At 72.0% G+C, this 23,021-nt stretch carries 21 protein-coding genes; 9 read left to right on the top strand and 12 right to left on the bottom strand.

Annotated elements, in window-relative coordinates:
* Nucleotides 1-968 (bottom strand): peptide chain release factor 1 (prfA, locus tag ACE3Q8_RS21575; RefSeq protein WP_374472759.1); only part of this gene is annotated, 968 nt, incomplete at its 3' end.
* 130 nt (nucleotides 969-1,098) lie between these two features.
* On the opposite strand from prfA, the gene ACE3Q8_RS21570 reads away from it, so the two are divergent.
* Nucleotides 1,099-1,392, top strand: a complete 294-nt coding sequence (locus ACE3Q8_RS21570) for a hypothetical protein (RefSeq protein WP_374472757.1) — start codon at nucleotides 1,099-1,101, stop codon at nucleotides 1,390-1,392.
* 69 nt (nucleotides 1,393-1,461) lie between these two features.
* Here the strand turns inward: ACE3Q8_RS21570 and ACE3Q8_RS21565 are convergent, their stop codons facing one another.
* The 4 genes from ACE3Q8_RS21565 to ptsP form a co-directional block, all read right to left on the bottom strand.
* Nucleotides 1,462-1,758, bottom strand: coding sequence for a hypothetical protein (locus ACE3Q8_RS21565; protein WP_374472756.1), 297 nt, complete (start codon nucleotides 1,756-1,758; stop codon nucleotides 1,462-1,464).
* 90 nt (nucleotides 1,759-1,848) lie between these two features.
* Nucleotides 1,849-2,988 (bottom strand): flavodoxin-dependent (E)-4-hydroxy-3-methylbut-2-enyl-diphosphate synthase, encoded by a 1,140-nt coding sequence (gene ispG, locus ACE3Q8_RS21560; protein ID WP_374472754.1) that lies wholly within the window; start codon nucleotides 2,986-2,988, stop codon nucleotides 1,849-1,851.
* A 75-nt stretch (nucleotides 2,989-3,063) separates the two neighbouring features.
* Nucleotides 3,064-4,056: a helix-turn-helix domain-containing protein gene (locus ACE3Q8_RS21555; protein ID WP_374472753.1), complete on the bottom strand. Its 993-nt coding sequence runs from the start codon at nucleotides 4,054-4,056 to the stop codon at nucleotides 3,064-3,066.
* A 150-nt stretch (nucleotides 4,057-4,206) separates the two neighbouring features.
* Nucleotides 4,207-6,471 carry a phosphoenolpyruvate--protein phosphotransferase gene (gene ptsP, locus ACE3Q8_RS21550; RefSeq protein ID WP_374472751.1) on the bottom strand — a complete coding sequence of 755 codons (2,265 nt, stop codon included), beginning with the start codon at nucleotides 6,469-6,471 and terminating at the stop codon, nucleotides 4,207-4,209.
* Between the two features lie 220 nt (nucleotides 6,472-6,691).
* Between ptsP and ACE3Q8_RS21545 the strand changes: the two genes are divergently transcribed.
* Entirely contained in the window at nucleotides 6,692-8,104 is a 1,413-nt protein-coding gene (locus ACE3Q8_RS21545) for an MFS transporter (protein WP_374472749.1), read from the top strand.
* Here the strand turns inward: ACE3Q8_RS21545 and ACE3Q8_RS21540 are convergent.
* Nucleotides 8,101-9,351 carry an aspartate kinase gene (locus tag ACE3Q8_RS21540; protein ID WP_374472761.1) on the bottom strand — a complete coding sequence of 417 codons (1,251 nt, stop codon included), beginning with the start codon at nucleotides 9,349-9,351 and terminating at the stop codon, nucleotides 8,101-8,103. The two genes, ACE3Q8_RS21545 and ACE3Q8_RS21540, sit on opposite strands and share 4 nt — an antisense overlap.
* Before the next feature lie 108 nt (nucleotides 9,352-9,459).
* Between ACE3Q8_RS21540 and ubiG the strand changes: the two genes are divergently transcribed.
* The 5 genes from ubiG to ACE3Q8_RS21515 are packed head-to-tail and all read left to right on the top strand — an operon-like array spanning nucleotide 9,460 to nucleotide 14,179.
* Nucleotides 9,460-10,218 carry a bifunctional 2-polyprenyl-6-hydroxyphenol methylase/3-demethylubiquinol 3-O-methyltransferase UbiG gene (gene ubiG, locus ACE3Q8_RS21535; RefSeq protein WP_374472748.1) on the top strand — a complete coding sequence of 253 codons (759 nt, stop codon included), beginning with the start codon at nucleotides 9,460-9,462 and terminating at the stop codon, nucleotides 10,216-10,218.
* Nucleotides 10,219-10,259: 41 nt separating this feature from the next.
* Nucleotides 10,260-11,063 (top strand): FkbM family methyltransferase, encoded by an 804-nt coding sequence (locus ACE3Q8_RS21530; RefSeq protein ID WP_374472746.1) that lies wholly within the window; start codon nucleotides 10,260-10,262, stop codon nucleotides 11,061-11,063.
* The gene (locus ACE3Q8_RS21525) at nucleotides 11,060-11,500 is read left to right on the top strand and encodes a thiol-disulfide oxidoreductase DCC family protein (RefSeq protein ID WP_374472744.1); all 441 of its coding nucleotides are present in this window, start codon (nucleotides 11,060-11,062) and stop codon (nucleotides 11,498-11,500) included. The genes ACE3Q8_RS21530 and ACE3Q8_RS21525 overlap by 4 nt, the downstream gene beginning before the upstream one ends.
* The gene (locus ACE3Q8_RS21520; protein WP_374472742.1) at nucleotides 11,497-13,179 is read left to right on the top strand and encodes a DUF4166 domain-containing protein; all 1,683 of its coding nucleotides are present in this window, start codon (nucleotides 11,497-11,499) and stop codon (nucleotides 13,177-13,179) included. The genes ACE3Q8_RS21525 and ACE3Q8_RS21520 overlap by 4 nt, the downstream gene beginning before the upstream one ends.
* Before the next feature lie 52 nt (nucleotides 13,180-13,231).
* Nucleotides 13,232-14,179, top strand: a complete 948-nt coding sequence (locus ACE3Q8_RS21515; protein WP_374472741.1) for an alpha/beta fold hydrolase — start codon at nucleotides 13,232-13,234, stop codon at nucleotides 14,177-14,179.
* Between the two features lie 3 nt (nucleotides 14,180-14,182).
* Here the strand turns inward: ACE3Q8_RS21515 and chrA are convergent, their stop codons facing one another.
* Nucleotides 14,183-15,403 carry a chromate efflux transporter gene (gene chrA / locus ACE3Q8_RS21510; protein WP_374472739.1) on the bottom strand — a complete coding sequence of 407 codons (1,221 nt, stop codon included), beginning with the start codon at nucleotides 15,401-15,403 and terminating at the stop codon, nucleotides 14,183-14,185.
* A gap of 136 nt (nucleotides 15,404-15,539) precedes the next feature.
* Here chrA and ACE3Q8_RS21505 point away from each other — a divergent pair, with 136 nt between their 5' ends.
* Both ACE3Q8_RS21505 and ACE3Q8_RS21500 read left to right on the top strand, forming a co-directional pair.
* A complete protein-coding gene (locus ACE3Q8_RS21505; protein WP_374472738.1) occupies nucleotides 15,540-16,625 on the top strand; it encodes a Zn-dependent alcohol dehydrogenase in 1,086 nt (361 codons plus the stop codon).
* Between the two features lie 160 nt (nucleotides 16,626-16,785).
* Entirely contained in the window at nucleotides 16,786-17,307 is a 522-nt protein-coding gene (locus tag ACE3Q8_RS21500; protein WP_374472736.1) for a hypothetical protein, read from the top strand.
* On the opposite strand, the gene ACE3Q8_RS21495 is transcribed toward ACE3Q8_RS21500, so the two are convergent.
* The 5 genes from ACE3Q8_RS21495 to ctrA form a co-directional block, all read right to left on the bottom strand.
* On the bottom strand, nucleotides 17,304-17,666 hold the full coding sequence (locus ACE3Q8_RS21495; protein ID WP_374472734.1) for a cytochrome c: 363 nt from the start codon (nucleotides 17,664-17,666) through the stop codon (nucleotides 17,304-17,306). The genes ACE3Q8_RS21500 and ACE3Q8_RS21495 overlap by 4 nt on opposite strands.
* A gap of 65 nt (nucleotides 17,667-17,731) precedes the next feature.
* Nucleotides 17,732-19,078 (bottom strand): peptidoglycan DD-metalloendopeptidase family protein, encoded by a 1,347-nt coding sequence (locus ACE3Q8_RS21490; RefSeq protein WP_374472732.1) that lies wholly within the window; start codon nucleotides 19,076-19,078, stop codon nucleotides 17,732-17,734.
* A 133-nt stretch (nucleotides 19,079-19,211) separates the two neighbouring features.
* Entirely contained in the window at nucleotides 19,212-19,562 is a 351-nt protein-coding gene (arsC, locus tag ACE3Q8_RS21485; RefSeq protein ID WP_374472730.1) for an arsenate reductase (glutaredoxin), read from the bottom strand.
* A 31-nt stretch (nucleotides 19,563-19,593) separates the two neighbouring features.
* On the bottom strand, nucleotides 19,594-21,975 hold the full coding sequence (locus ACE3Q8_RS21480; RefSeq protein WP_374472728.1) for a M20/M25/M40 family metallo-hydrolase: 2,382 nt from the start codon (nucleotides 21,973-21,975) through the stop codon (nucleotides 19,594-19,596).
* Nucleotides 21,976-22,091: 116 nt separating this feature from the next.
* Nucleotides 22,092-22,787 (bottom strand): response regulator transcription factor CtrA, encoded by a 696-nt coding sequence (gene ctrA / locus ACE3Q8_RS21475; RefSeq protein ID WP_257816599.1) that lies wholly within the window; start codon nucleotides 22,785-22,787, stop codon nucleotides 22,092-22,094.
* Nucleotides 22,788-23,021 lie beyond the last annotated feature (234 nt).

The following is a 23,021-nucleotide window of genomic DNA, read 5'->3' as shown; positions in this document are numbered from 1 at the left end:
TTGTAGAGGGTGAGGTTGATGCGGTGGTCGGTGACCCGCCCTTGCGGGAAGTTGTAGGTGCGGATGCGCTCGGAGCGGTCGCCCGAGCCCACCTGGCTCTTGCGGCTCTCGGCCCGGGCGGAGTCCAGCGCCTCGCGCTGCTGTTCGTATAGTCGGGCCTGCAGGACCTTCATGGCGCGGGCCCGGTTCTGGTGCTGCGACTTCTCCGAGCTGGTCACCACGATGCCGGTGGGCAGGTGGGTGATGCGCACGGCGGAGTCGGTCTTGTTGACGTGCTGGCCGCCGGCCCCGGACGAGCGGTAGGTGTCGATCCGCAGGTCCTGGTCGCGGATCTCGATCTCGATGTCTTCCGGCTCGGGCAGGACGGCGACGGTGGCGGCCGAGGTGTGGATGCGCCCCTGCGCCTCGGTGGCCGGCACCCTCTGCACCCGGTGGACGCCGCTCTCGAACTTCAGCCGGCCGAACACGCCCTCGCCCGTTATCGAGGCGATGATCTCCTTGTAGCCACCGGCCTCGCCCTCGGAGGCGCTCTCCACCTCCACCCGCCAGCCGCGGTTGGCCGCGTAGCGCTGGTACATGCGGAACAGGTCGCCGGCGAACAGGGCGGCCTCGTCGCCGCCGGTGCCGGCGCGGACTTCGAGGATGGCCGAGGCGTTCTCGTCGCGGTCCTTGGGCGCGAGCAGCAGGGCCACCTCGTGCTCGAGGACGGGCAGGCGCTCCTTCAGCGCCTCGAGCTCGTCGCGGGCGAGGGCGGCCATCTCGGGATCGCCGGCCGCCATGGCCTCCAACTCCGGCAGCTCGGCGCGCGCCCGCTCCAGGGCGGAGACGGCGTCGGCCACGGGCTTCAGCTCGGCGTGCTCCTTCGACAGGCGGACGATCTCGGCGCCGTCGGTCGCCGCGCCCATGCGCGCCTCGATCTCGCGGAAGCGGTCGAGCACCTGGTCGAGCCTGGCCTGGGGAAGTCGCACGGCGGTCAGAGGTCCCGGTCTTTCAAGGGGCAGCTTCTCTAGCGCCCCTGGGGGCGGATGCCAAACCCGCCGGGAACGCGGAACCGCGGTTTGGGGTTACGGCGAAGGTGACACCCATGGAGACTATCAAATGGCTACCGAACGTCTGACGGAGCGCCCCGACGGGACCACCGAGCGCGTCATCGAACGCGACAGCGGCACGACCTTCGTGGAACGCCGCGGCTCCGGCGCCGGCGGCGTGATCATCGGCATCGCCGTGCTGGCCCTGGTGGCGATCGTCGCCTTCTTCCTGCTGAGCCAGAGCCGCAACGACGCGATCCGCACCGACGCGGTGAGCAGCGCGGCCTCGAGCGTGGCCGATAGCGCCTCGAACGCGGCCGGCGCGGTGAGCGACGCGGCGGAGTCCGTGACGCCGAACCAGTAAGACGGCGCTGAAAATGGAAAGGCCCGCCGCGGTGTCCGCGGCGGGCCTCGTCATGTCTGGCGTCGGGGCTTAGACGCGGACGCCCGAGAGCGGGGCGTTGCCGAAGGCGCCGAGCTTCACGTTCCCGGTCATCTTGTCGCCGTCCACCTTGGCCTCGAACTCGAGGGTCATCGGCATCGGGGTGGTGATAGCCGAGCTCCAGGTGAGCGTGTCGCCGTTCACCTTGCCGGAGACTTCCTGCGAGCCCATCCGGCCCTCGGTCTTGCCAGTGAAGGTGTCGCCGCTGGTCGTGATCGTCGCCGTCACTTCCTGCGCGCCCATGGGCGTGTTGATGGTGATCTTCCAGGTGCCGTCAGCAGCGGACATGTGTCCCTCCAAAATTGGGTGCGTCACCTAACCGCAGCCACGCCTGCTGCGCAAGGGTGACGCCGGCGTCAACTTTGAAGATTCCGCGACCTATTCCGCCGCGGCGAGGGTGAGCTTGGCCGCCTCGATCTCGGCGGCGCGGGCCTCGACCAGCTCGACGATGTGGTCGACCATCCGGTCGTTGTCCATCTTGTGGTCCGGGCGGCCGGCCACATAGACCATGCCCGAGCCCTTGCCCCCGCCGGTGAAGCCGAGGTCGGTCATCAGCGCCTCGCCCGGGCCGTTCACCACGCAGCCGATGATCGACAGGCTCAGCGGGGTGGAGATGTGCGCCAGGCGCTGCTCCAGGGCCTCCACCGTCTGGATGACGTTGAAGCCCTGCCGCGCGCACGAGGGGCAGGCGATGATGTTCACGCCCCGGTGGCGCAGGCCGAGGCTCTTCAGGATGTCGAAGCCGACCTTCACCTCCTCCACCGGATCGGCGGCGAGGCTGACGCGGATGGTGTCGCCGATCCCGGCCCAGAGGAGGCTGCCCAGGCCGATAGCCGACTTGACCGTGCCGGTGCGCAGGGCGCCGGCCTCGGTCACGCCCAGGTGCAGCGGGCAGTCGATGGCCTCCGCCAGCATCTGGTAGGCGGCCACCGTCATGAACGGGTCGGACGCCTTCACGCTGATCTTGAACTCGTGGAAATCGTGGTCCTGCAGGATGCGCGCGTGGTTCAGCGCGCTCTCGACCATGGCGTCGGGGCAGGGCTCGCCGTACTTCTCCAGCAGGTCGCGTTCGAGCGACCCGGCGTTGACGCCGATCCGCATGGAGCAGCCGTTGTCGCGGGCGGCCTGGATCACCTCGCGCACCCGGTCGGGCGAGCCGATGTTCCCCGGGTTGATGCGCAGGCAGGCGGCGCCGGCCTCGGCCGCCTCGATGCCGCGGCGGTAGTGGAAGTGGATGTCGGCCACGAGCGGCACGCGCGCCGCCTTCGCGATCTGCCGGAAGGCGGCGGTGGAGTCCTCGTCGGGGCAGGAGACGCGCACGATGTCGGCGCCCGCCTCCTCGAGCTGCCGGACCTGGTCGATGGTGGCGGCCGCGTCGGCGGTGACCGTGTTGGTCATCGACTGGACGCTGATGGGCGCATCGCCGCCCACCTCCACATGGCCCACGCGGATCTTGCGCGAGGGGCGCCGCTGGATCTGCCGCCAGGGGCGGACGGAGGTGTGGTCCTGGGTGCTCATGGCCGCGCGAAAATAGGGGCTTTCCGGAAAGAACCCAAGCGGGGCGACGCGAAGGTTGGCGGCCGAACCTGCGCCTCAGCCGCCGAGCTTGCTCGCCGATGAGAGCGCCGCGGGGAGGAAGCCGCGGGACTGGCCGGCGGCGAAGACCTGGAAGGCGTAGGGATCTGAGACGTCCACCGCCAGCCCCTCGACGGCCGGGATGCGGTAGGCCTCGCCCTTGTCGAGCTGGCGGGCGAAGTAGACGGAGCCGTCGGCGCCGCGGATGATGAGGGCGCCCGAGCGCAGGGCCTTCAGGGTGACCATGGAGGGCTGGCCCTGGGGCGCGCCGTAGATCTTGCCCTCGGGCTTGAACACCGGCGCGAGCTGCGAGGTGTCCGGCGGCACGAAGTCGGCCGGGGTCACGCCGAGGATCGCGGGCGGGTCGAGGTTGCCGCGGCCGTCCTCACCGGCCTTCGACAGGCCAGGCGTCTCGTAAAGGGCGGGCGTGGTGGACTCCACCGGAGCCGGCAGCGGCGCGCCGAGCGTGACCGGGCCGTCCTTCTGGGCCAGCAGGGCCTCGGCGACCACGGCCTGGGGCGCCAGGGGCGGCGGCGGGGCCGCGTCCATCATCGCCCGCTGGGCGATGTTCCACATGAAGATGGCGCCGACGATCACGCAGCCGCCGGCGATCAGGGCCGAAAGGCGCGGGTCGCGGTCCTCCTGCACGCCGACGGGCGCGCGCAGGGGCTCGTCCAGCACCGGCTCGTCGGCCTTGAAGCGGTAGGTCGCCTCCTCGGGGTCGAGCCCGAGCGTGGTGGCGTAGGCGCGGATGTAGCCGATGGTGAAGGGCCGCGACGGAAGCTGGTCCAGCCGCATGTCCTCGATGGCGGCCAGGTAGGAGCGGCGCACGCGGGTGCGTTCGGCCAGCTCGTCCAGCGACAGGCCCTTGAATTCGCGCACGGCGCGCAGGGCGTCGCCAATGTTCGCGCCCGAATGGATCGTGGGGGTGTAGGTGTCGACAAGACCAGGGTCCCCGCTGTTCGCAGGTTCTGCTCCAAGGTCGATGATGCGGCCAGTATCCAACGCCATGGCCACCCTTATCCCGCGACGTTCGCCGCTACGAGTTCCTCGCTCCGACGCGCGAAGCCGGGACTCACGAGAGTTCTGAAGATGAACCTCGCGTACCACGCGTCAGAAGGGGGCTCAATGCGGTATTCGGTCACGTAGGTCGGGATCTCCTCAGACCGCCAGATAGGTTTTGCGCGCCAGGGTTTCGATTTCGTTGCGAACGGAACCAGCTCCGCTTTTCAACAACGCGGAAACCCCGCGCCGCGCTGCCTCGCGATCGCAGGAAAGCACCATCTGCTTCACCGGTCCGACGCCGGCCGGCGGCATGGACAGCCGCTCGAAACCGAGGGCGACCAGGGCGAAGGCCTCCAGCGGCCGGCCGGCCATCTCGCCGCAGACGCTGACCGGGGTGCCGGTCTCGGCGCAGGCCCGCTGGATCTGCTCCATCGCGCGCAGGAACGGCGGCGAGAGCGGGTCGAAGCGGTCGGCCACCCGCGGGTTCCCACGGTCGGCGGCGAACATGTACTGCAGCAGGTCGTTGGTGCCGACGCTGACGAAGTCGGTCATCGGCAGCAGGGCGTCGAGGTGCCAGATCACCGAGGGCGCCTCGATCATCGCCCCCACGTCCAGCCGGGACGGCGCCTTGCGGCCGCGGCGCAGCGCCCAGGCGACCTCGGTGTCGACCAGCGCGCGGGCGGCGCGGAACTCGTCGCAGTTGGCGACCAGCGGGAACATGATCCTGAGCGGCCGGCCGCGGGCGGCGGCGATCAGGGCGCGGAGCTGCAGGCGCAGCAGGGCGGGCCGGTCGAGGCCCATGCGGATCGCCCGCCAGCCGAGCGCCGGGTTGTCCTCGCGCTCGGCCTCGAGGTACGGCAGCACCTTGTCGCCGCCGAGATCGAGGGTGCGGAAGGTCACCGGCAGGTCGCCGGCGGCGTCCATCACCCGGCCGTAGAGCGCGGCCTGGGCGTTGAAGCGCGGCATCTCCTCGGCGACCATGAACTGGAACTCGGTGCGGAAGAGGCCGATGCCCTCCGCCCCGGTCTCGCCCAGGATGTCGAGGTCGACGTCCAGGCCCGCATTCATCAGCAGGGTGACCTTCGCCCCGTCGCGGGTGAAGGCCGGGGTGTCGCGCAGCTTGGCGAACTCGGCGCGGCGCTGCCGGCGCACGTCGATCCGCGCCTGGATGGCCTTCACCACGTCGGGCCGCGGGCGCAGGTAGGCCTCGCCGGTTTCGGCGTCGACGATGACCGGGTCGCCCTCGTTCACCTTGTCGCGCAGGCCGTGCAGCCGCCCGACGCAGGGGATGTCGAGCGAGCGGGCGATGATCGCCGCGTGACTGGCGGTGGAGCCCTCCTCGAGCAGCAGGCCGCGCAGCTTCTTGCGGTCGTACTCCAGCAGGTCGGCGGGGCCGAGGTTGCGCGCGATCAGGATGGCGTTGTCGGGCAGCTCGCGGGCCACGTGGCCGTCGCCGGACAGGTGGCGCAGCAGCCGGTCGTTGAGGTCCTCGAGGTCGTGCAGCCGCTCTCGTAGGTAGGGGTCGCGGGCCTGGCCGAGCCGCGCGCGGTGCTCGGAGCGCACCCGCTCCACCGCGGCCTCGGCGGTGAGGCCGTTGCGCACCGCGTCTTCAAGGCTGCGGTTCCAGCCGCGGTCGTGAGCGAACATGCGGTAGGTCTCGAGCACCTCGTAGGAGGCCTCGACCAGGCCGTGCTGCCCCTCCAGCATGTCGTCGATCTGGGCCTGCAGCCCGGCGATGGCGGCCTTCAGCCGGGCCTCCTCGGCGACCACGTCGTCGGAGAGGAGCTGGGAGGGCGCCACCGGCGGCTCGTGCAGCACGGCGACGCCGTAGGCCAGGCCGTCGGCGAACTTGGAGCCCTTCAGCCGCTCGGGCCGGTGCGGGGCGATCTCGACGCCCTTCAGCTCCTCCTCGGCGATCAGCTCGCCGCCGGCCACCATCTCGGCCAGCACCATGGCGATGATCTGCAGGTCCTCGACCTCGTCCTCGGTGTAGACCCGCTCGGTGCGGTTCTGGACGACGAGGACGCCGATCGCCCGGCCGCCGCGCAGCAGGGGGACGCCCAGGAACGCGTGGTAGGGGTCTTCGCCCGTTTCCGGACGGTAGGAGAAGGCCGGGTGCTCGGGCGCATCCGCGAGATTCAGCGGACGGCCGAGTCGCATGATCTCGCCCACCAGGCCCTCGCCCGGCTTCATTCGGGTGACGTGGACGGCGCCGGGATCGAGGCCCTCGGTGGCGAACAGCTCCATCTCGCCGGCCGCGCGGCGGAGGTAGAGAGAGCAGACCTCGGCGACCATGGAGCGGGCGATGATCCGCACCACCATGTCCAGGCGCGCCTGGGCGGGGCCGCCGCCGGCGAGCGACTCCCGGATCTGCCGCAGCAGACTGCGCTGACCCCGTATGGCTACGCCTGGAATCGCCATCGTTCGGCGTCCGTCCTCCCGTTCCCTGACGTCAGGTCCCTAACAGCTTTACGTGTCTCGTCGGAGACGGAAAGAGGGCCTCTGCGTCGATTGCGCGCCTGCCTGGGCGGCGAGCATGGCGAGCGTGTGGCGCATTGCTTAACGCCGCGTGCTCAAAGCGGCGGCTGTGACCCGGGTCTCGCGCCGGAGCCGGCGGTGGCTGGATTTCGCGGGCGGAGCGATGCAGAAGCGCCGCGTGACGACGGCGGCGGACAAGGACAAGAGCTGGGGCGATCTGCTGGCCGAAGGGCGGCTGCCGCGGTTCGCGCTGATCTGCCTGGGGGTCTGGCTGAACGCCGCCGACGGGCTGGTGACCGCCACCATCATGCCGAGCGTCGGCGCGGAGCTCGGCGGCTACCAGTACTTCGCCTGGGCGACGGCCGGCTTCCTGGTGGGCGCGATCCTGGCCGGGGCCAGCGCAGGGCGCCTCTCCGAGCTGTTCGGCCTCCGGCTGGCCACGGCGCTCGCCGGCGTGGTGATGACCGCGGGCTGCGTGATGAGCGCGCTCGCCCCCAGCGTCGACCTCTTCCTGTGGGGGCGGCTGGTGCAGGGGCTGGGAAGCGGCTGGATCTCCGGCTTCGCCATGGTGGCGATCGCGCTGCTGTTTCCGGAGCGGCACCTGGCGCGGGTCTTCGCCTCGGTCTCCGGCGTCTGGGGCGTGGCCACCCTGCTCGGGCCCCTGGTGGGCGGGATCATGGTCGAGACCGGCGACTGGCGGAACGTCTTCTGGCTGTTCGCCGCCCAGGCCGCGGCGTTCAGCGCGGTCGCCCCGTTCCTGATCGGCGGCGGGGCCAAGGGCGCGGGTGGGCCGGGGATCCCGTGGCTGCAGCTCGGCGTGCTCGCAGTGGGAGTGACGGCGATCGCCGTGGCCGACCTGCTGCCGAGCGCCGGCCTCTCGGTGGCGGTGATCCTCGGCGGCCTCGCGGTGCTGGGCGTCGTGTTCCGGATCGACGGCCGCGCGCGCGTGCGGCTGCTGCCGCGCGGCGCGGGCGACTGGCGCACGGTGGTGGGCTCGGGGTACGCGGCGATGTTCTGGCTGACGGCGGCCTCCATGGGCTTCGCCATCTACGGTCCGCCGATCCTGCAGGCGCTCCGGGGTCTGTCGCCGCTGTGGGCGGGGTATGTGATCGGGGCCGAGTCGCTGGCCTGGACGCTGGCCGCCTTCGCCGTGGCGCACGTGAGCGGCGCCTGGGACGCGCGATGGATCCGCATCGGCGCGCTGTGCCTGGTGGCGAGCCTGGTGGTCCTGCCTTGGGCCATGGCGGACCGGCCCCTGGCCTTCGTGCTCGCCGGCGGCGCGCTGATGGGGGCGGCGTTCGGCTTCTCGTGGAGCTTCCTCGGTCGGCGGGTGCTGGCGGCGCTGTCGGACGAGGACCGCGCCATCGGTTCCTCGGCGATCACCGCCGTGCGCCAGACCGGGGCGGCCGTGGGCGCGGCGATCTCGGGCGCGGCGGCGAACCTTGCCGGCCTGCACGGCGGACTGACGGCCGAGAGCGCCCGGGCCTCGTCGGTCTGGGTGTTCCTGGCGGTGATCCCGCTGGCCCTGATCGGGACCTGGGCGGCGTTCCGGCTGACCGCGCGGGACGTGGCCTAGAGCTGGTCCAGCCCGTAGGCGGCGTGCAGGGCGCGGACCGCCAGCTCGGTGTAGGCCGCGTCGATCAGCACGCTGATCTTGATCTCGGACGTGGAGATCACCTGGATGTTCACGCCCTTGTCGGCCAACGCCTTGAACATCGACTTGGCGACGCCCGCGTGGCTGCGCATGCCCACGCCGATCACCGAGACCTTGGCCACGTCCTCGTTCACCGCCACGTCGTCGAAGCCGATCTTCGGCTGGGCGGCGCGGACGATCTCCACGGCGCGGGCGGCGTCGCGCTTGCCGACGGTGAACTCCATGTTCGCCGTATCGGCCGTGCGGGCGTGGCTCTGGACGATCATGTCCACGTTGACGTTGGCGTCGGCCAGGGCGCCGAAGATCTCGGACGACACGCCCGGATGGTCGGGCAGGCCGAAGAGGCTGATCTTCGCCTCGTCGCGGCTGTAGGCGACCCCGCTCACGATGCGCTTTTCCACGATCTCCTCCTCGTCGCAGACGATGGTGCCCTGTCCGGGGGCTTCGCCCGGCTCGACGAAACTTGAAAGGACCCGCACCGGCACGTTCTGGGCCATGGCGAGCTCGACGCTGCGGGTCTGCAGCACCTTGGCGCCCAGGGACGCCATCTCCAGCATCTCCTCGTAGGAGATCTTGCCCAGCCGGCGGGCCTTGGCCTCGATGCGCGGGTCGGTGGTGTAGACCCCGTCGACGTCGGTGTAGATGTCGCAGCGCACCGCCTTCAGGGCGGCGGCGATGGCCACGGCGCTGGTGTCGGAGCCGCCGCGGCCGAGGGTGGCGATGCGGCCGTCGCGGGTGACGCCCTGGAAACCGGCGATCACCGCCACCTCGCCGCCGTCCAGCGCCTCGGCGAGCTTCTCGGGCGGGATGTCGTCGATGCGGGCGCGGCCGTGGGCGTCGTCGGCGATGATCGGGATCTGCCAGCCCAGCCAGGACCGAGCCATGATCCCCATGTTGCGGAGCGTCATGGCCAGCAGGCCGGCGGTCACCTGTTCGCCCGAGGCCACCACCACGTCGTATTCGTCGTCCGAGGCCGGCAGGTTGCCCGTGGCGGGCCCGGCGCCGTCGGTCCAGGCGACCAGCTCGTTGGTCTTGCCGGCCATGGCGGAGACGACGACGGCCACCTTGTGGCCCGCCTCCACCTCGGCGTTGACGAGCCTCGCCACGCGCCGGATGCGCTCCAGGTCGGCCACCGAGGTGCCGCCGAATTTCATCACCAGGCGCGACACGCTCAGGCCCACCCCCTCTAAAAGAGCGGGACCTTCTAGCGACGGGATTTCGGCTCCGCAACGGGCACAATCGCTTCATCCTGAGGCCGGCCGGCGCTAATGGAGGGCATGGCTTCCCCCGCTTCCGCCCGTTCGAGCATCGATCCTGCCGAGGTCGAGCGCTTCTCGCGCATCGCCGCCGAATGGTGGGACCCGAAGGGAAAGTTCGCGCCCCTGCACAAGTTCAACCCGGTGCGGCTGGCCTTCATCCGCGACCAGGCGCTCTACCGGTTCCAGCGCGACGGCGCCCAGCGCCGGCCCTTCGAGGGGCTGCGGCTGCTCGACATCGGCTGCGGCGGCGGCCTGCTCTCTGAGCCGATGTGCAGGCTGGGCTTCCAGGTGACGGCGGTGGACGCCTCGGAGCGCAACATCGGCACCGCCAGCACGCACGCGACAGAGCAGGGGCTCTCCATCGACTACCGCTGCTCCACCGCCGAAGCGCTGCTGGAGGCCGGCGAGCCGCCGTTCGACGTGATCCTCAACATGGAGGTGATCGAGCATGTGGCTGATCCCGGCGAATACCTGCGGTCCTGCGCGCGGCTGCTGAAGCCCGGCGGGCTGATGATCGTCGCCACCCTGAACCGGACGGTGAAGGCGCTGGCGCTGGCGGTGGTGGGCGCGGAGTACGTGCTGCGCTGGCTGCCGGCCGGCACCCACGACTGGCGCAAGTTCCTCAAGCCGGAGGAGCTGCGCGGCTTCCTGGACGGCGAGCCGGTGATCGTCGACGGGCCGTTCGGCGTCTCCTACAGCCCGATCAGCGGCCGGTGGTCGCAGTCTGCCGACACGGATGTGAACTACATGATGACGGTGGTGCGCGAGCCCGCGTAAAGAGGGGCGAGCGGCGCGGGGGCGCCAGGAAGAGGGCTTGGATGGCTTCTCTACGCGTGCTGGGTCACGCCTTCAGGGCGTGGCGGCGGAACCTGCGCTGGGCCAAGCACGAGCCCGAGACACCCTATCTGGCCGACCTGCTGTCCGGCGCGCCGGTGTGCCTGCACGTGGGCGCCAGCGACGGCCGCCACGCCTACGTCATGACCCAGGTGGCCCCCAAGGCGCGGATCTACGCCTTCGAGCCCAGCGCCTTCACCTTCCAGGTGCTGAAGACCTGCATGGCCTGGCACCGGATCGCCGGCCAGGTGACGCCGGTCCATGCGGCGGTGGGCGACCGGCCGGGCGAACTCCTGCTGGTCACGCCGAAGAAGATGTCCGGCCGGATGGGCCGGGCCTACGCCTTCGTGGCCGAGGCGGCGCCGGAAGGCCCCGCCAGGCCCGACCTGCAGGACCGCGGCGCGGACCTTCAGCCGACGCCGGTGGTCACCCTCGACGGCTGGTGCGCCGAGCACGGCGTCAGCCAGGTGGACTTCATCCGAATGGACATCGAGGGCGCCGAGCTGAAGGCTCTGGAAGGCGCCCTGGGCATCCTCGACCGCGACCGGCCGCACGTGCTGATCGAGATCCACCCGACCATGCTGCAGGCCAGGTTCGGCGGCTCGGCGGAGGCGGTGGTCGAGCTGTTCCGCAGCCGGGGCTACCGGATGTTCGCCCTGAACGGCGACCGGCTGGAGGAGCGCACGGACGTGGTGCCCGACCTGCCCTGGAAGGACTACTTCTTCGTCCATCCGGGCCGCGCCGCCCTGCTGCCCGACGGGGTCTTCAAGGCGCGGATGGCGGCGTGAGCGACGGTGGGGCCGGGGACCTGGATGGCCTCTGGCTGTTCGACGGCGTGTGCAACTTCTGCTCGGGCTCGGTGCAGCTGGCGCTGAAGCTGGACCGCAAGGGCGAGATCCGGTTCACCCCGCTGCAGTCGCCGTTCGGCCGGGCCATCGCGGCCCGCTACGGCCTCGACCTCGAGAACCCCGACAGCTTCCTGTTCTTCGACCGCGGCCGGCCGCTCGAGGCCTCCGAGGCGGTGCTCGCCCTGGCTCGACGTCTGGGGCCGCCGTGGAGCTTCGCCGGCGTGCTGCGGATCGTGCCGCGCCGGGCCCGTGACGCCGCCTACGGCCTGCTGGCGCGCAACCGCTACCGGCTGATGGGGAGGAAGGACGCCTGCATGGTCCCGACGCCGCAGGTGCGGGCGCGGTTCGTGCTCGACCCGCCGCCGGGCTGGGTGTGACCCGCCGGATCGTCCTGGTCGGCGCCACCGGCGCGTTCGGCGAGCGCCTGGCGCGGTTGCTGGCCCGGTGGGACGACGTGGAGCTGGTGCTGGCCGCCCGCAGCCGGGCCGCGCTCGAAAACCTGCGCGCCGAGATCGGAGCGGCGGAGACGGCGGTGTTCGACCGCGCCGATCCCGCCGGACTGGCGGGGCTGCGGCCCTGGGCCGTGGTGGATGCGGCGGGCCCGTTTCAGGCGAGCGACCTCGCGCTGGCCCGCGCGGCGGTCGCGGCCGGCGCGCACTACGTGGACATCGCCGACGGGCGTGACTTCGTGGCGGCGTTCCCGGCCGCGCTGGACGCCGAGGCCAAGGCGGCGGGCGTGCTGGCGGTCACCGGGGCGAGCTCGACGCCGGCGCTCTCCAACGCCGCCCTGGCGGCGATCACCCGAGGCTGGCGGGCGGTGGACGCGGTCACGGTCGCGATCTCGCCGGGGGCGCGCGCGCCGCGCGGGCTCTCCGTGGTGCAGGCGATCCTCTCCTACGTGGGCCGGCCGGTGCGGGTGTTCGAGGCCGGGCGCTGGACGACGCAGCCCGGCTGGAGCCGGCCGCGCCGCGTGGCCTTTCCAGGCCTGGGCGACCGCTGGGCCTCGCTCTGCGAGACCCCGGACCTCGACCTGATCCCGCAGCGGTTCGCGGTGCGCCGCGAGGCGCTGTTCCTGGCGGGGCTGGAACTCGCGCCGCTGCATTTCGGCCTGTGGCTGCTCGGCTGGCCGGTGCGGCTTGGGCTGGTGCGGGACCTGCGGCCGCTGGCGCCGGCGCTGCGGGGCGCCGCCGGGCTCGTGGAGCGGCTCGGATCGGACCGGGGCGGCATGGTAGTCGCCGCGGCCGGCGAAGGCGCCCAAGGCGGGCCGCGCCGGGCGCGCTGGTCGCTGGCGGCGGAGGCGAACGCCGGGCCGAGCACGCCGGTGGCGGCCGCCGCCGCCCTGCTGCGCGGGCTGAAGGACGGGCGGATCGCGGCGCGCGGCGCGCAGGCCTGCGTCGGCCTGCTCGACCTCGACCAGATCATGGCCGAGCTCGGCGGCCTGCCGATCCGCACGCGGGTGGAAGCCTGGGCCGAGGCCGAGGGGCTGTTCCCGCGGGCCCTGGGGGAGGCGTTCGCGGCCCTGCCGCCGAGCGTCGCCGCGGCGCACGCGGCGGGCGGGGGCGCATTCGAAGGCCGTGGTCGGGCGCGGGGCGCGCGGACGCCGCCCGCGCGATTGGCCCGAGCCCTGCTTCGGCTGCCGCAGCCGGGCGTCTATCCCGGGCTGTCGGTGCGGATCGCCGCGGACGCACAGGGCGAGACCTGGACGCGGAGCTTCGGGCGCCGACGGTTCAGCTCTCGGCTGACGGCGACGGGCGGGGACGGTCGGTTCGAGGAGCGCTTTGGTCCCGTGACCTTCCGCTTCGAGGCGGATCCGCGGGAGAACGGGTTCCGCTGGCGGTTCGTGGCCTGGCGGCTCGGACCGCTGCCGCTGCCCCGGATGCTTGCGCCCCGCATCCGGGCGCGCGCCTTCGAGGCCGGCGGGAGCTACCGCTTCCGGGTGCTGACGGCCTATCCCCTGGCAGGCGTGCTGTTCGCCTACGCCGGCCGGCTGGCGCCGCGGCCACAGCCGGAAACCGGGACGTCATTTGAAGCGGCGCCACGGCGAACCAAGGCTTGAAAGATGCGTTTGCTGCTCCAGGTGAGTTTGGTGATCTGAGGAGAGTGCGAACGTGCCGCGGAAACGGCCGAAGGGTGTGCTCGCCATGGGCTGGGCGTGCATCGAATGCGCCGCGACGGGGCGCACGGAGCACGCGCCGACGTCGGCCGACTATCCGGACACCGTGATCCGACGCACGAGCTTCTATGCCGGCGGCGGCCACGGCTGGAAGATCTCCGCCCTTGAGACGCCGCGCGAGACTCCGGCCCCCTGGAAGATCGTGGTGATCACCGGCGCGCCGTCGTGGGCCGAGTACTGGGCCGAGACCATGGCCGCCCTGCCGCAGGACCGAGAGATGGTGGTGGTCGACCGGCCGGGCTACGCCGCCTCGGAGCCGGCGCACGCGGTGACCGACATCCGCACTCAGGCCGAGGCTCTGGCGCCGCTGCTGCGCGCCGCTCCGGGCCAGAAGGTGCTGCTGGTGGGCCAGAGCTACGGCGCGGCCATCGCCTCCATCATGGCCGACAACAACCCGGGCCGGGTCGACGGGCTGGTGCTGCTGTCGGGCTTCTTCGGCGAGACGGGCCCAACCGCACGCTGGCTGCTGGACACCGGCGCCAAGGCGCTGAAGGTGATCCCCAAGGACCTGCGCCACGCGGTGATGGAGGCCTCCGGCCAGCGGCCGCAGCTCGTCCACGCCCGGCGCGCGCTGGAGCGCCTCCGCATCCCGGTGCACATGATCCACGGCGACAAGGACGACTTCGCCCCCATCGAGGTGGCCGAGCGGCTGGCCCGCGAGGTGAAGACCCGCCGGCCAATCAACTTCGTCCGCGCCGACGGAGCCAACCATTTCCTGAACGACGGCCCGGCGGAGGAGCTGGTCGCCGCCATCGAGGCCTGCATCCCGCAGAAGAAGACCTGGACCTTCCGGCTGCCGAAGCTGCCGCAGCTCCGGATCCCGCGCCCGCAGGCCGGCTTCGCCCTGCCGCAGGCCGCCGCAGCCCGCCAGCAGGTCGCCTAGGGCTCAGCCGCTCCAGAGCCCAGTGGCGGCGGCGAAGCCGACCACCACCAGCCAGGGCGGGAAGCGGGCGATGGTCAGGAAGATGTAGGCCGCCGCGAGCAGCGCCCCGTCGCTCCAGCGCACGATGGCGTGGGTGAGGACCGGATCCCACAGGGCGGCCGCCAGCAGGCCCACCACCACGGCGTTGACCCCGGCCAGGGCGCCGCGCGCGCCGGGCAGCCGCCGCAGATCGTCCCAGAAAGGCAGGACGCCCAGGACCAGCAGCAGGCTCGGCAGGAAGATCGAGACGATGGCGACCAGCGCGCCCAGCCAGCCCCCGGGGGCCACGCCCTGGGCCGCGCCGACGAAGCCCGCGAAGGCGAACAGCGGGCCGGGCAAGGCCTGCATGGCGCCGTAGCCGGCCAGGAAGGTGTCGGCGTCCAGCCAGCCGCGGCCGACGATCTCGGTCTCGAGCAGCGGCAGGACCACGTGGCCGCCGCCGAACACCAGGGCGCCGGTGCGGTAGAAGACGCTGGCCAGGCCGGCGAGCGGGCTCTGCAGCACCTGCGCGAGGAACGGCAGGCCGGCGAGAAGGAAGGCGAAGAGCGCGATGGCGCCGGCGGCGAGCCGCAGGTCGCGTGGGCCTGCGGCCAGCGCCTCCGGCTCCGGCGGCGCGTCCGACTTCAGGAAGGCGAAGCCAAAGGCGGCGCCGGCCACCAGCGCGCAGATCTGCGAGACCGGCCCGCCGGCGACGATCAGGCCGGCGGCGGCCCCGATGGCCATGCCGGCGCGGATCGGGCCGACCGCGAGCGTGCGGGCCATGACGGTCAGGGCCTGCAGCACCACCGCGGCCGCGGCGATCTTCAGACCGTGCAGCCAGCCCCCGCCCAGGGCGCCGCTGAGCGCGGGGGCGGCGTAGGCGAGCGCGGTGATCGCCATGGCGGCCGGCAGGGTGAAGCCGATCCAGGCGCAGAGCGCGCCCAGCAGGCCAGCGCGGCGCAGGCCGATGGCCATGCCGAGCTGGCTGGAGGCCGGACCGGGCAGGAACTGGCAGAGCGCCAGCAGGTCGGCGAAGGCGGCCTCGGAGACCCAGCCCCGCCGCTCCACGAACTCGCGGCGGAAATAGCCGATGTGCGCCACCGGGCCGCCGAAGGCGGTGAGCCCCTGGTGCAGGAAGGCCAGGAACACCTCCCACGCCGCGGCGCGCTGCGGCTGCGTCTCGTCCATCACGTCCCGGGCGGCCATGGGAACCCTGTCATGCGGGGCGAAGCGGCCGCTGTCGAGGCGTTTTCCGAAAAGGCCTTGGCCCCCGCTTCTGAACGGCGATAAGTCTTCCGGAAGAGGCCGCGGCGAGAGCGGTCATTGCCAGGGGAGATCCGCCATGAAGGCCGCCGTTCTGCGCGAAGTGCGCAAGCCGCTCTCGATCGAGGACGTGCAGATCAACAAGCCGGGCCCGCACGAGGTCCTGATCCGCACCGCCGCGGCCGGGGTCTGCCACTCGGACCTGCACTTCATCGAAGGCTCCTACCCGCACCCGCTGCCGGCGGTGCTGGGCCACGAGAGCGCCGGGATCGTCGAGCAGGTCGGCTCGGAAGTCCGCACGGTGAAGCCGGGCGACCACGTGATCACCTGCCTCTCGGCCTTCTGCGGCCACTGCGAGCACTGCCTGACCGGGCACATGAGCCTGTGCGTCAGCCCCGACACCAAGCGCGGCCCGGACGACGAGCCGCGCCTGACCACGGCCAACGGGCCGATGATGCAGTACCTGAACCTGTCGTCCTTCGCCGAGCAGATGCTGGTGCACGAGCACGCCTGCGTGGCGATCCGCCCGGACATGCCGTTGGACCGCGCCGCCCTGATCGGCTGCTCGGTGATGACCGGCGTGGGCGCGGTGATGCACACCTCCAACGTCCGGCCGGGCGACACCGTGGCGGTGATCGGCTGCGGCGGCGTCGGCCTCTCGGCGATCAATGGCGCGGCGATTGCCGGCGCGGGCCGGATCATCGCCATCGACGTGGTGCCCGGTAAGGAGAACTTCGCCCGCGCGTTCGGCGCCACCGACTTCGTCAACGCCGCGGAGGTCGATCCCGTGAAGACGGTGATCGAAATGACCAAGGGCGGGGTGCAGCACTCGTTCGAGGCGCTGGGCATGTCGAAGACCGCCGAGCAGGCGTTCAACATGCTGCGCCGCGGCGGTACCGCCAACATCATCGGCATGATCCCGGTCGGCCAGACGGTGAACCTGATGGGCGCGGCCTTCCTGGGCGAGAAGCGCATCCAGGGCTCGATGATGGGCTCCAACCGCTTCCCCGTGGACATGCCCAGGCTCTGCGACATGTACATGGCCGGCAAGCTGAAGCTCGACGACATGATCTCGCGCCGGCTGAAGCTGGAGCAGGTCAACGACGCGTTCGAGGAGATGAAGACCGGCTCGATCGCCCGCTCGGTCATCGTCTTCGACGCCTGAGGCGAAGGGCGACCGCTGTTAACGTAACCGTGGTCGCCATTCGTTTACTAAGGCCAAGCTAGTCTCCCTGCGCGATCGTGCGCCGGCCCAGGTCGGCGCGACTTTGCGGGGCGGAAGAATGGCCGGTGTTCTGAGAATTCGACGGGCTGGACCCGGCGGCATGGCGCAGCCTGTTGCGGGCGAACCGCAACGGCCGCCGAGCGAATACCTGGAACGGCTGGTCAAGCTGATCCCGACCGAGATCATCGCCCTGTACCTGGGCGGCAAGTCGGCGATCCAGACCCGCTACATCGACTTTCATTCGCCCGGCCCCGACGGGCTGACGCCCAACACGCTCGGCCCCAACGAGAGCGTGGCCTGGGTCGGCTGGACGGCCATCTGTTTCTTCGCCCTGCTGTCGGTGCGCGCCTGGGCGACCAAGGAGGACGAGCGCCCGCAGTGGGGCGCGGTCGGCATCTCGGCGGTGTCCTTCCTGATCTGGGTCTATGCCTTCGGCGATGTCTTCGACCTGGTCATGGGCATCTGGGACCCGCTGCCGGCCACCCTGCTGGTGCTGGTCTGGAGCTTCGCGATCCCAGTCTTCTACAAGGGCGACGTCCCGGGCGCGGCCGCCGCGCTCGCGGCCCGGCCGAAACCCGAGGCGGTCCCGGACGCGCCCGTGGCGGCGCGCCGCCGCGCCTAGCGCAGGTCGTCGGGCGGCAGCTCGAGGCTCGCCGCCTGCTTCGCCTGCACCGATTTCAGGTAACGGATCACCGCGTTCACGTCGGCCGGCGGGAAGCGCATCTCCGGCATGGCCGGATGGCCGACGATGATGCCCTCCGCCAGCGCCTCGGCCAGGTTCTCGACCGGATAGCGCTTGTGCAGCTCGCGGAACGGCGGGGCGGCCGGGTTCGGGCTGCGGCCCTGCGGGCCGACGGCATGGCAGCCGGCGCAGTGACGCTGGACCAGGGTGCGGCCGCGCTCGCGCGAGGCGTCGGGCTCCGCGGCCGCGGCCAGGGCGGGAAGCGAGAGGAGGGCGAGGGCCAGGACCGCGGCGCGCATGGCGCCATGAAGCGCCGGCGGGCCGAAGCCCGCCTTGACGCCGGTCAAGCCCCAGGAAGGGCGGCCTAGCGGGCCAGGCGGCCCTGGGCGGCGGAAGCGTCCGCCAGTTGCCGGGTCTGCGGCGCGGCGGCCAGCAGGCCGTCGATGCGGGCCTTGTTCGCCCGGAAGCGGGCGAGCTCCGCGCCGGCCAGCACCGTGCCCTGCGGCACCTTCGCGCCCACCGGGTTCACGCGTTGGCCGTTCAGCCAGACTTCGTAGTGCAGGTGCGGCCCCGTGGAGAGGCCGGTGGTGCCGACGTAGCCGACCACCTGGCCCTGGCGCACACGGGCGCCGGGCTTCACGCCCTTGGCGTAGCGCGACAGGTGGGCGTAGCCGGTGGACCAGCCGCCGGAGTGCTTGATCTGCAGCCAGTTGCCGTAGCCGCCCCAGCGGCTGGCCCGGCTGACCACGCCGTCGCCGGCGGCGAGGATCGGGGTGCCGTGGCCGGCCCCGAAGTCGACGCCCTGGTGGGCGCGGGCGTAGCCCAGCACCGGGTGGCGGCGCAGGCCGAAGCGCGAGGTCATCCGCGCGCCGTCCACGGGGGTGCGCAGCAGGAAGCCGCGGATGTTCTTGCCGGACTCGTCGAAGTACTCGACCTGGCCGTCCGAGCGCTCGAAGCGGTAGAAGCGGACGCCCTTCAGCTCGGCAAACTCGAGCTCGCCGGTCTCGATGGTGCGGCCGCTCTCGGTGACCTGCCGGCCGAACACCAGCTTGAATTCGTCGCCAGCCTTGATGTCGCGCTGGAAGTCCAGCTTGTGGGCGAACAGCTTGACCACCTGGGCGGTGATGGCCGGCGTGGCGCCCATGCGCGCGGCGCTCTCGTAGAGCGAGCCGTGGATCTCGCCGTCGGCGACGGTGGTCTCGGCGCGGATCTGCTCGTCCAGCTCGCGCAGGCGCATCGCGCCGTCGAAGGTGCGCGAGAGGGTCAGCGTGCTGGCCGGGCCGGTGCGCATGGAAAGCCCGATCAGCCGGGCCGGGCCGCGCTCTTCGCGGGGCTTGGCGACGGCGGCCTCGAAGGCGAGGCCTGCGCGGATGCGGGTGGTGTCCATCGCCTGGCCGAGGGTCTCGACGGCGCGGCGCGCCTCGTCCGGGGCCACGCCGGCGCGGGCCACGGCGCCCTCCAGGGTCTCGCCGCGGCGGACCTGGACCTCGACGGTCTCCGGGCGGCCGAAGCCGGGCTGGGCCTCGGCGCCGGTGAAGGCGGCGTGCTGCAGGGCGAGCACCGCCGACGGGCTCAGCGGGGGCGGCGCATCCGGCTTGGCCGGGCCGTCCATCACCTTCCAGGCGACGAACAGCGCCATCACCGCCGCGGTGCCGGCCGCCATCTGAGGCGCGATCCGGAATGACGACTGTCGTGGGTCGAACTCGTGCATCACGCCCCCGTACTAGGCGATGCAGGGTTAAGGCATCGCCACGGCCAAGCCGATTTTCCGCCGCCTCCCCAGGCGGCCAGGAACATGACCGATGTCGGCGTGCGCCGCTCCCGGTCGTTTTGTCACGGTCTTACTAGAGCAGTCCCAGAACGAGTTCCGCAGGCCGGCACAGGGCCGCGCCCTTGGGGGTCACCACGATAGGGCGATTCACCAGGATCGGGTCGACGATCATGGCGGCGATCAGCGCCTCGTCCGAGGCGGCCGGGTCGCTGAGGCCGAGTTCGTCGGCCTTGGTGCCCTTCACCCGCAGGATGTCGTGCGCCGAGACGTCCATCGTCTTCAGGAGGCCTTCGAGCTGCTCGCGCGTCCAGCCGGTCTTCAGGTATTCGACGACCTCGGGTTCGATCCCCTTCTCCCGCAGGAGGGCCAGGGTGTTGCGCGAGGTCCCGCAGGCGGGGTTGTGGTAGATCACGACATCGCTCATGGGGGCCACCCCTTAGCCGCTGCCGCGCCGTTCACCAAGCCAGGCGTCGCGTTCCGGTGACGATGGCCGAGTCCGAGGTGTCGAAGACCATCTCCGTCTCGGGCCGCGGCCCGAGCGGCGCGAGGCTCGCCGGCCAGCCGGGAATGTCGGCCGAGTAGCGGACGTCGAGCGCGCCGGGGCCGGCCGGCCGCAGCACGAGCACGACCCCTTGCGGGGCGCCTTCCCAGTTTAGTCGCGCCCAGCGCCCCGGCGGCAGGTCCACGGCCGTGGGGACCTGGCCGGCCTGGACGAGGCGCACGGGCGTGGAGGGCTTCAGCCGCAGCCGCAGCTGGCGCGCGCCAGGCGGCGGCGTCACGGTCAGGCGCAGTCCGCCGTCCGGCTGGCGGGCGAGGGTCACGTCGGCGCGGCCGAGCGGCGCCGCCGGCGCCTGGGCGGCGGCGTGCCGGTCGCGGAACAGCCAGTGGTCTCGCTGGGCGATGGTCCCGCCGTCGGCGGTGAGCGTCCGGTCGACCCAGGGCGTGCGCGCGAAGGCCACCCGCCAGCCGCGGCCGGCGTCCTGGTCCAGATGGTAGAAGACCTGGGTCGCCTCTGGGTGGCGGGCGCTCCAGGGCGGGTCGAGGCGGACGGCCACCAGAACCAGCAGGCCGACCGCGAGCGCCACCGGCCCCACCAGCCGGGCGGGCGGCGCGCCTTCCTCCGTCTGGGCGAGCGGCCAGACCAGGATGGCGGCCAGCCAGAGCGGCGCAGCCAGCAGCTCGGGCATGTCGAGGCTGAGGAACAGCAGGTGGGCGAGGCCGGCGATCCAGGCGAGGCCCACGGCGGCGAGCAGCGCCAGCAGGACGTAGGCGGCCGCCCCGCGGCTCGCCCCCATGGCCGTGCCCGCCGCGCCGACCCCGGCCAGCAGCAGGGGCCAGGCGAAGGCGTAGGCGGTGGCCGGCGCGAGGGCTTGGGCGGCGATCGCGGCCACGAAGCTGACGGCCAGGACGCCCGTCCAGGCGCCGGGTCGGCTGACTGGGCGGCCGTAGCTGACCACGATCAGCGCCGCGGCGGCGACGCCGAGGCCGAGGCCCACGGCGTCGAAGCCGCCGAAGAGGGAGCTCGCGATGCCGGCGGCGAGGGGCGCGATGGCGATCTTCCGCCGGCCGCGGGCGAGCTCGCACGCCGACCACAGCAGGAACCCGAGCCCGATCAGGGCGACCGCGGTCTCCCAGCGGGTGACCTGGGCCAGCAGGACGCGCTGCTCCATGAAGCCGAACTCCGCCCCGGTGGCCCGGCGCGCGAAGTGCAGCAGCGCGGCGGCGCCCAGCACTGCCGAGAGCGTCGCGCCGCCGCCGCGGGCGACGTCGAGCCAGGGGAAGGCCTCGATCCGCCGGGCGCGGGCCACCCCGAGGGCGGCGAGCGCCAGGGCGGCGGCCAGCACCAGCCAGCCGACGGCGGCGGGGTAGGCCACCAGCACGTCGCCGAACAGATGGCTGTAGACGGCGTCGGGCGCCTGGGCGGGGAGGGTGGGGGCGAAGGCCGCGGCCCGGCCGGTGGACAGGACCTGGGCGCCCAGGTCCTGGAGCGTGCCCCGGTCGAGGTTAGCGGGCGTGGCGGTGGGCGAGTGATAATCGAACTGGCGGCCCACGAAGGCGTAGTTCAAGCCTGCGACCCCGGCGGCGTTTGACTCCGTCAGGTCCGTGCCGTTTGGCATCCTCTTGTAGACGGAGACCGAGAGCGAGGAGGACGCTGGCCGCTCAGCGCTGCGGCGCAGCAGGTCGATCAGCTCGCCGTTGTTCGCGCTTGTCTGGAACATCTGCACGCGGCCGGACATGCCGCGGCTCTCCATGTTCAGCACCAGTCCGACGCGCTTCGCCAGCGGGTCGCGCTGGAAGAAGGCCCGCGCGCCGAGCAGGCCGCTCTCCTCGCCGTCGGTGATCACCAGCATGACGTCGCGCACCGGCTCGCCCTGGGCGCGGATGGCGCGGACGATCTCGAGCGCGGCGGCGACTCCGGAGGCGTCGTCGGCGGCGCCGGGGGAGCCCGGCACGCTGTCGTAGTGCGCCATCAGCGCCACGGCCGGCAGGCTGCGGTCGCGGCCGGGCAGGACGCCCACGATGTTCTCCACCGAGCCGCCCGCGGCCATCAGGTCGCCGCCGACCATGCGGTGGTTGAGCGCGTCGCCGCGGCGGACCTGCGGCGAGAGGCCGAGCGCGGTCATCCGCGCCAGCAGGTAGTCACGGACCCGGTGGTTGGCCGGCGTGCCCATGGGGTGCGGCTCGCGGGCGATGACGGCCACGTCGGCCATGGCGCGCTCGGCCGAGAACTCGGCGGCGGGCGCGGACGCGGGCTTCGGGGCGGGCGGCCGCTCGTTCGCCCATGCCAGCAGCGCCGCCGCGATCAGCGCAGCCAGCAGCGCCATCAGTCGTCCCATGGCCGTCCTCCCCAGGCGGTCCTGTTTGCGGCGACGCTAGCGGGGCGGGCCGCAAATGAAAACGCCCGCCGGCGAACCGGCGGGCGTCCCACTCTCCTCGATGATCAGGCCGCGTTTTACGCTGCGACCTGGGCCTCCTGCGGGTCGCGCAGCACGTAGCCGCGGCCCCAGACGGTTTCGATGTGGTGCTTGCCGTCGGCGGCGGCGGCCAGCTTCTTGCGCAGCTTGCAGATGAAGACGTCGATGATCTTCAGCTCGGGCTCGTCCATGCCGCCGTACAGGTGGTTCAGGAACATCTCCTTGGTGAGGGTCGTGCCCTTCCGCAGGGAGAGAAGCTCCAGCATCTGGTATTCCTTGCCCGTCAGGTGGACGCGGATGCCGTTCACTTCCACGGTCTTGGCGTCCAGGTTGACGGTGATGTCGCCGGTCTTGATGACCGACTGCGCGTGGCCCTTGGAGCGGCGGACCACGGCGTGGATGCGGGCGACCAGCTCGTCCTTGTGGAACGGCTTAGTCATGTAGTCGTCGGCGCCGCCGGAGAAGGTCTTCACCTTCGTGTCGATCTCGGCCGTGCCGGACAGGATCATGATCGGCGTGTTGATCTTGCCGACGCGCAGGGTGCGCAGAACGTCCATGCCGCTCATGTCCGGCAGGTTCAGGTCCAGCAGGATCAGGTCGTAATCGTAGATCTTGCCGAGGTCGACGCCCTCTTCGCCCAGGTCCGTCGTATAGACGTTGAACCCTTCCGACTTCAGCATCAGTTCGATGCTTTGTGCGGTGGCGCTGTCGTCCTCGATCAACAGTACGCGCATTCTGCTCTCCTACTGCGTCCCCGCTCAGCCCTCGGATTCTCGGAATCCGCCCCGAAGCTCGCCGTTAAACCTGCCAGCGAGTTAATTTAAGACTGGTTAATGGATTGCTGTCCGTCTGCGTTGAATCGTTAATCTGATTTGAGATTCCGGGACAAGCGCGACCGCGCGGACGACGAGTCGCAGGCCGGTTGAATCTTTTGTGAGTGGACAGCGGACGCGAAGCGGGGCTCAGCC

The sequence above is a fragment of the Phenylobacterium sp. genome, assembly GCF_041913825.1.
Lineage (GTDB): Bacteria > Pseudomonadota > Alphaproteobacteria > Caulobacterales > Caulobacteraceae > Phenylobacterium.
The sequence above is the reverse complement of the archived record's forward strand: the minus strand, read 5'-3'. Positions and strand labels throughout refer to the sequence as shown.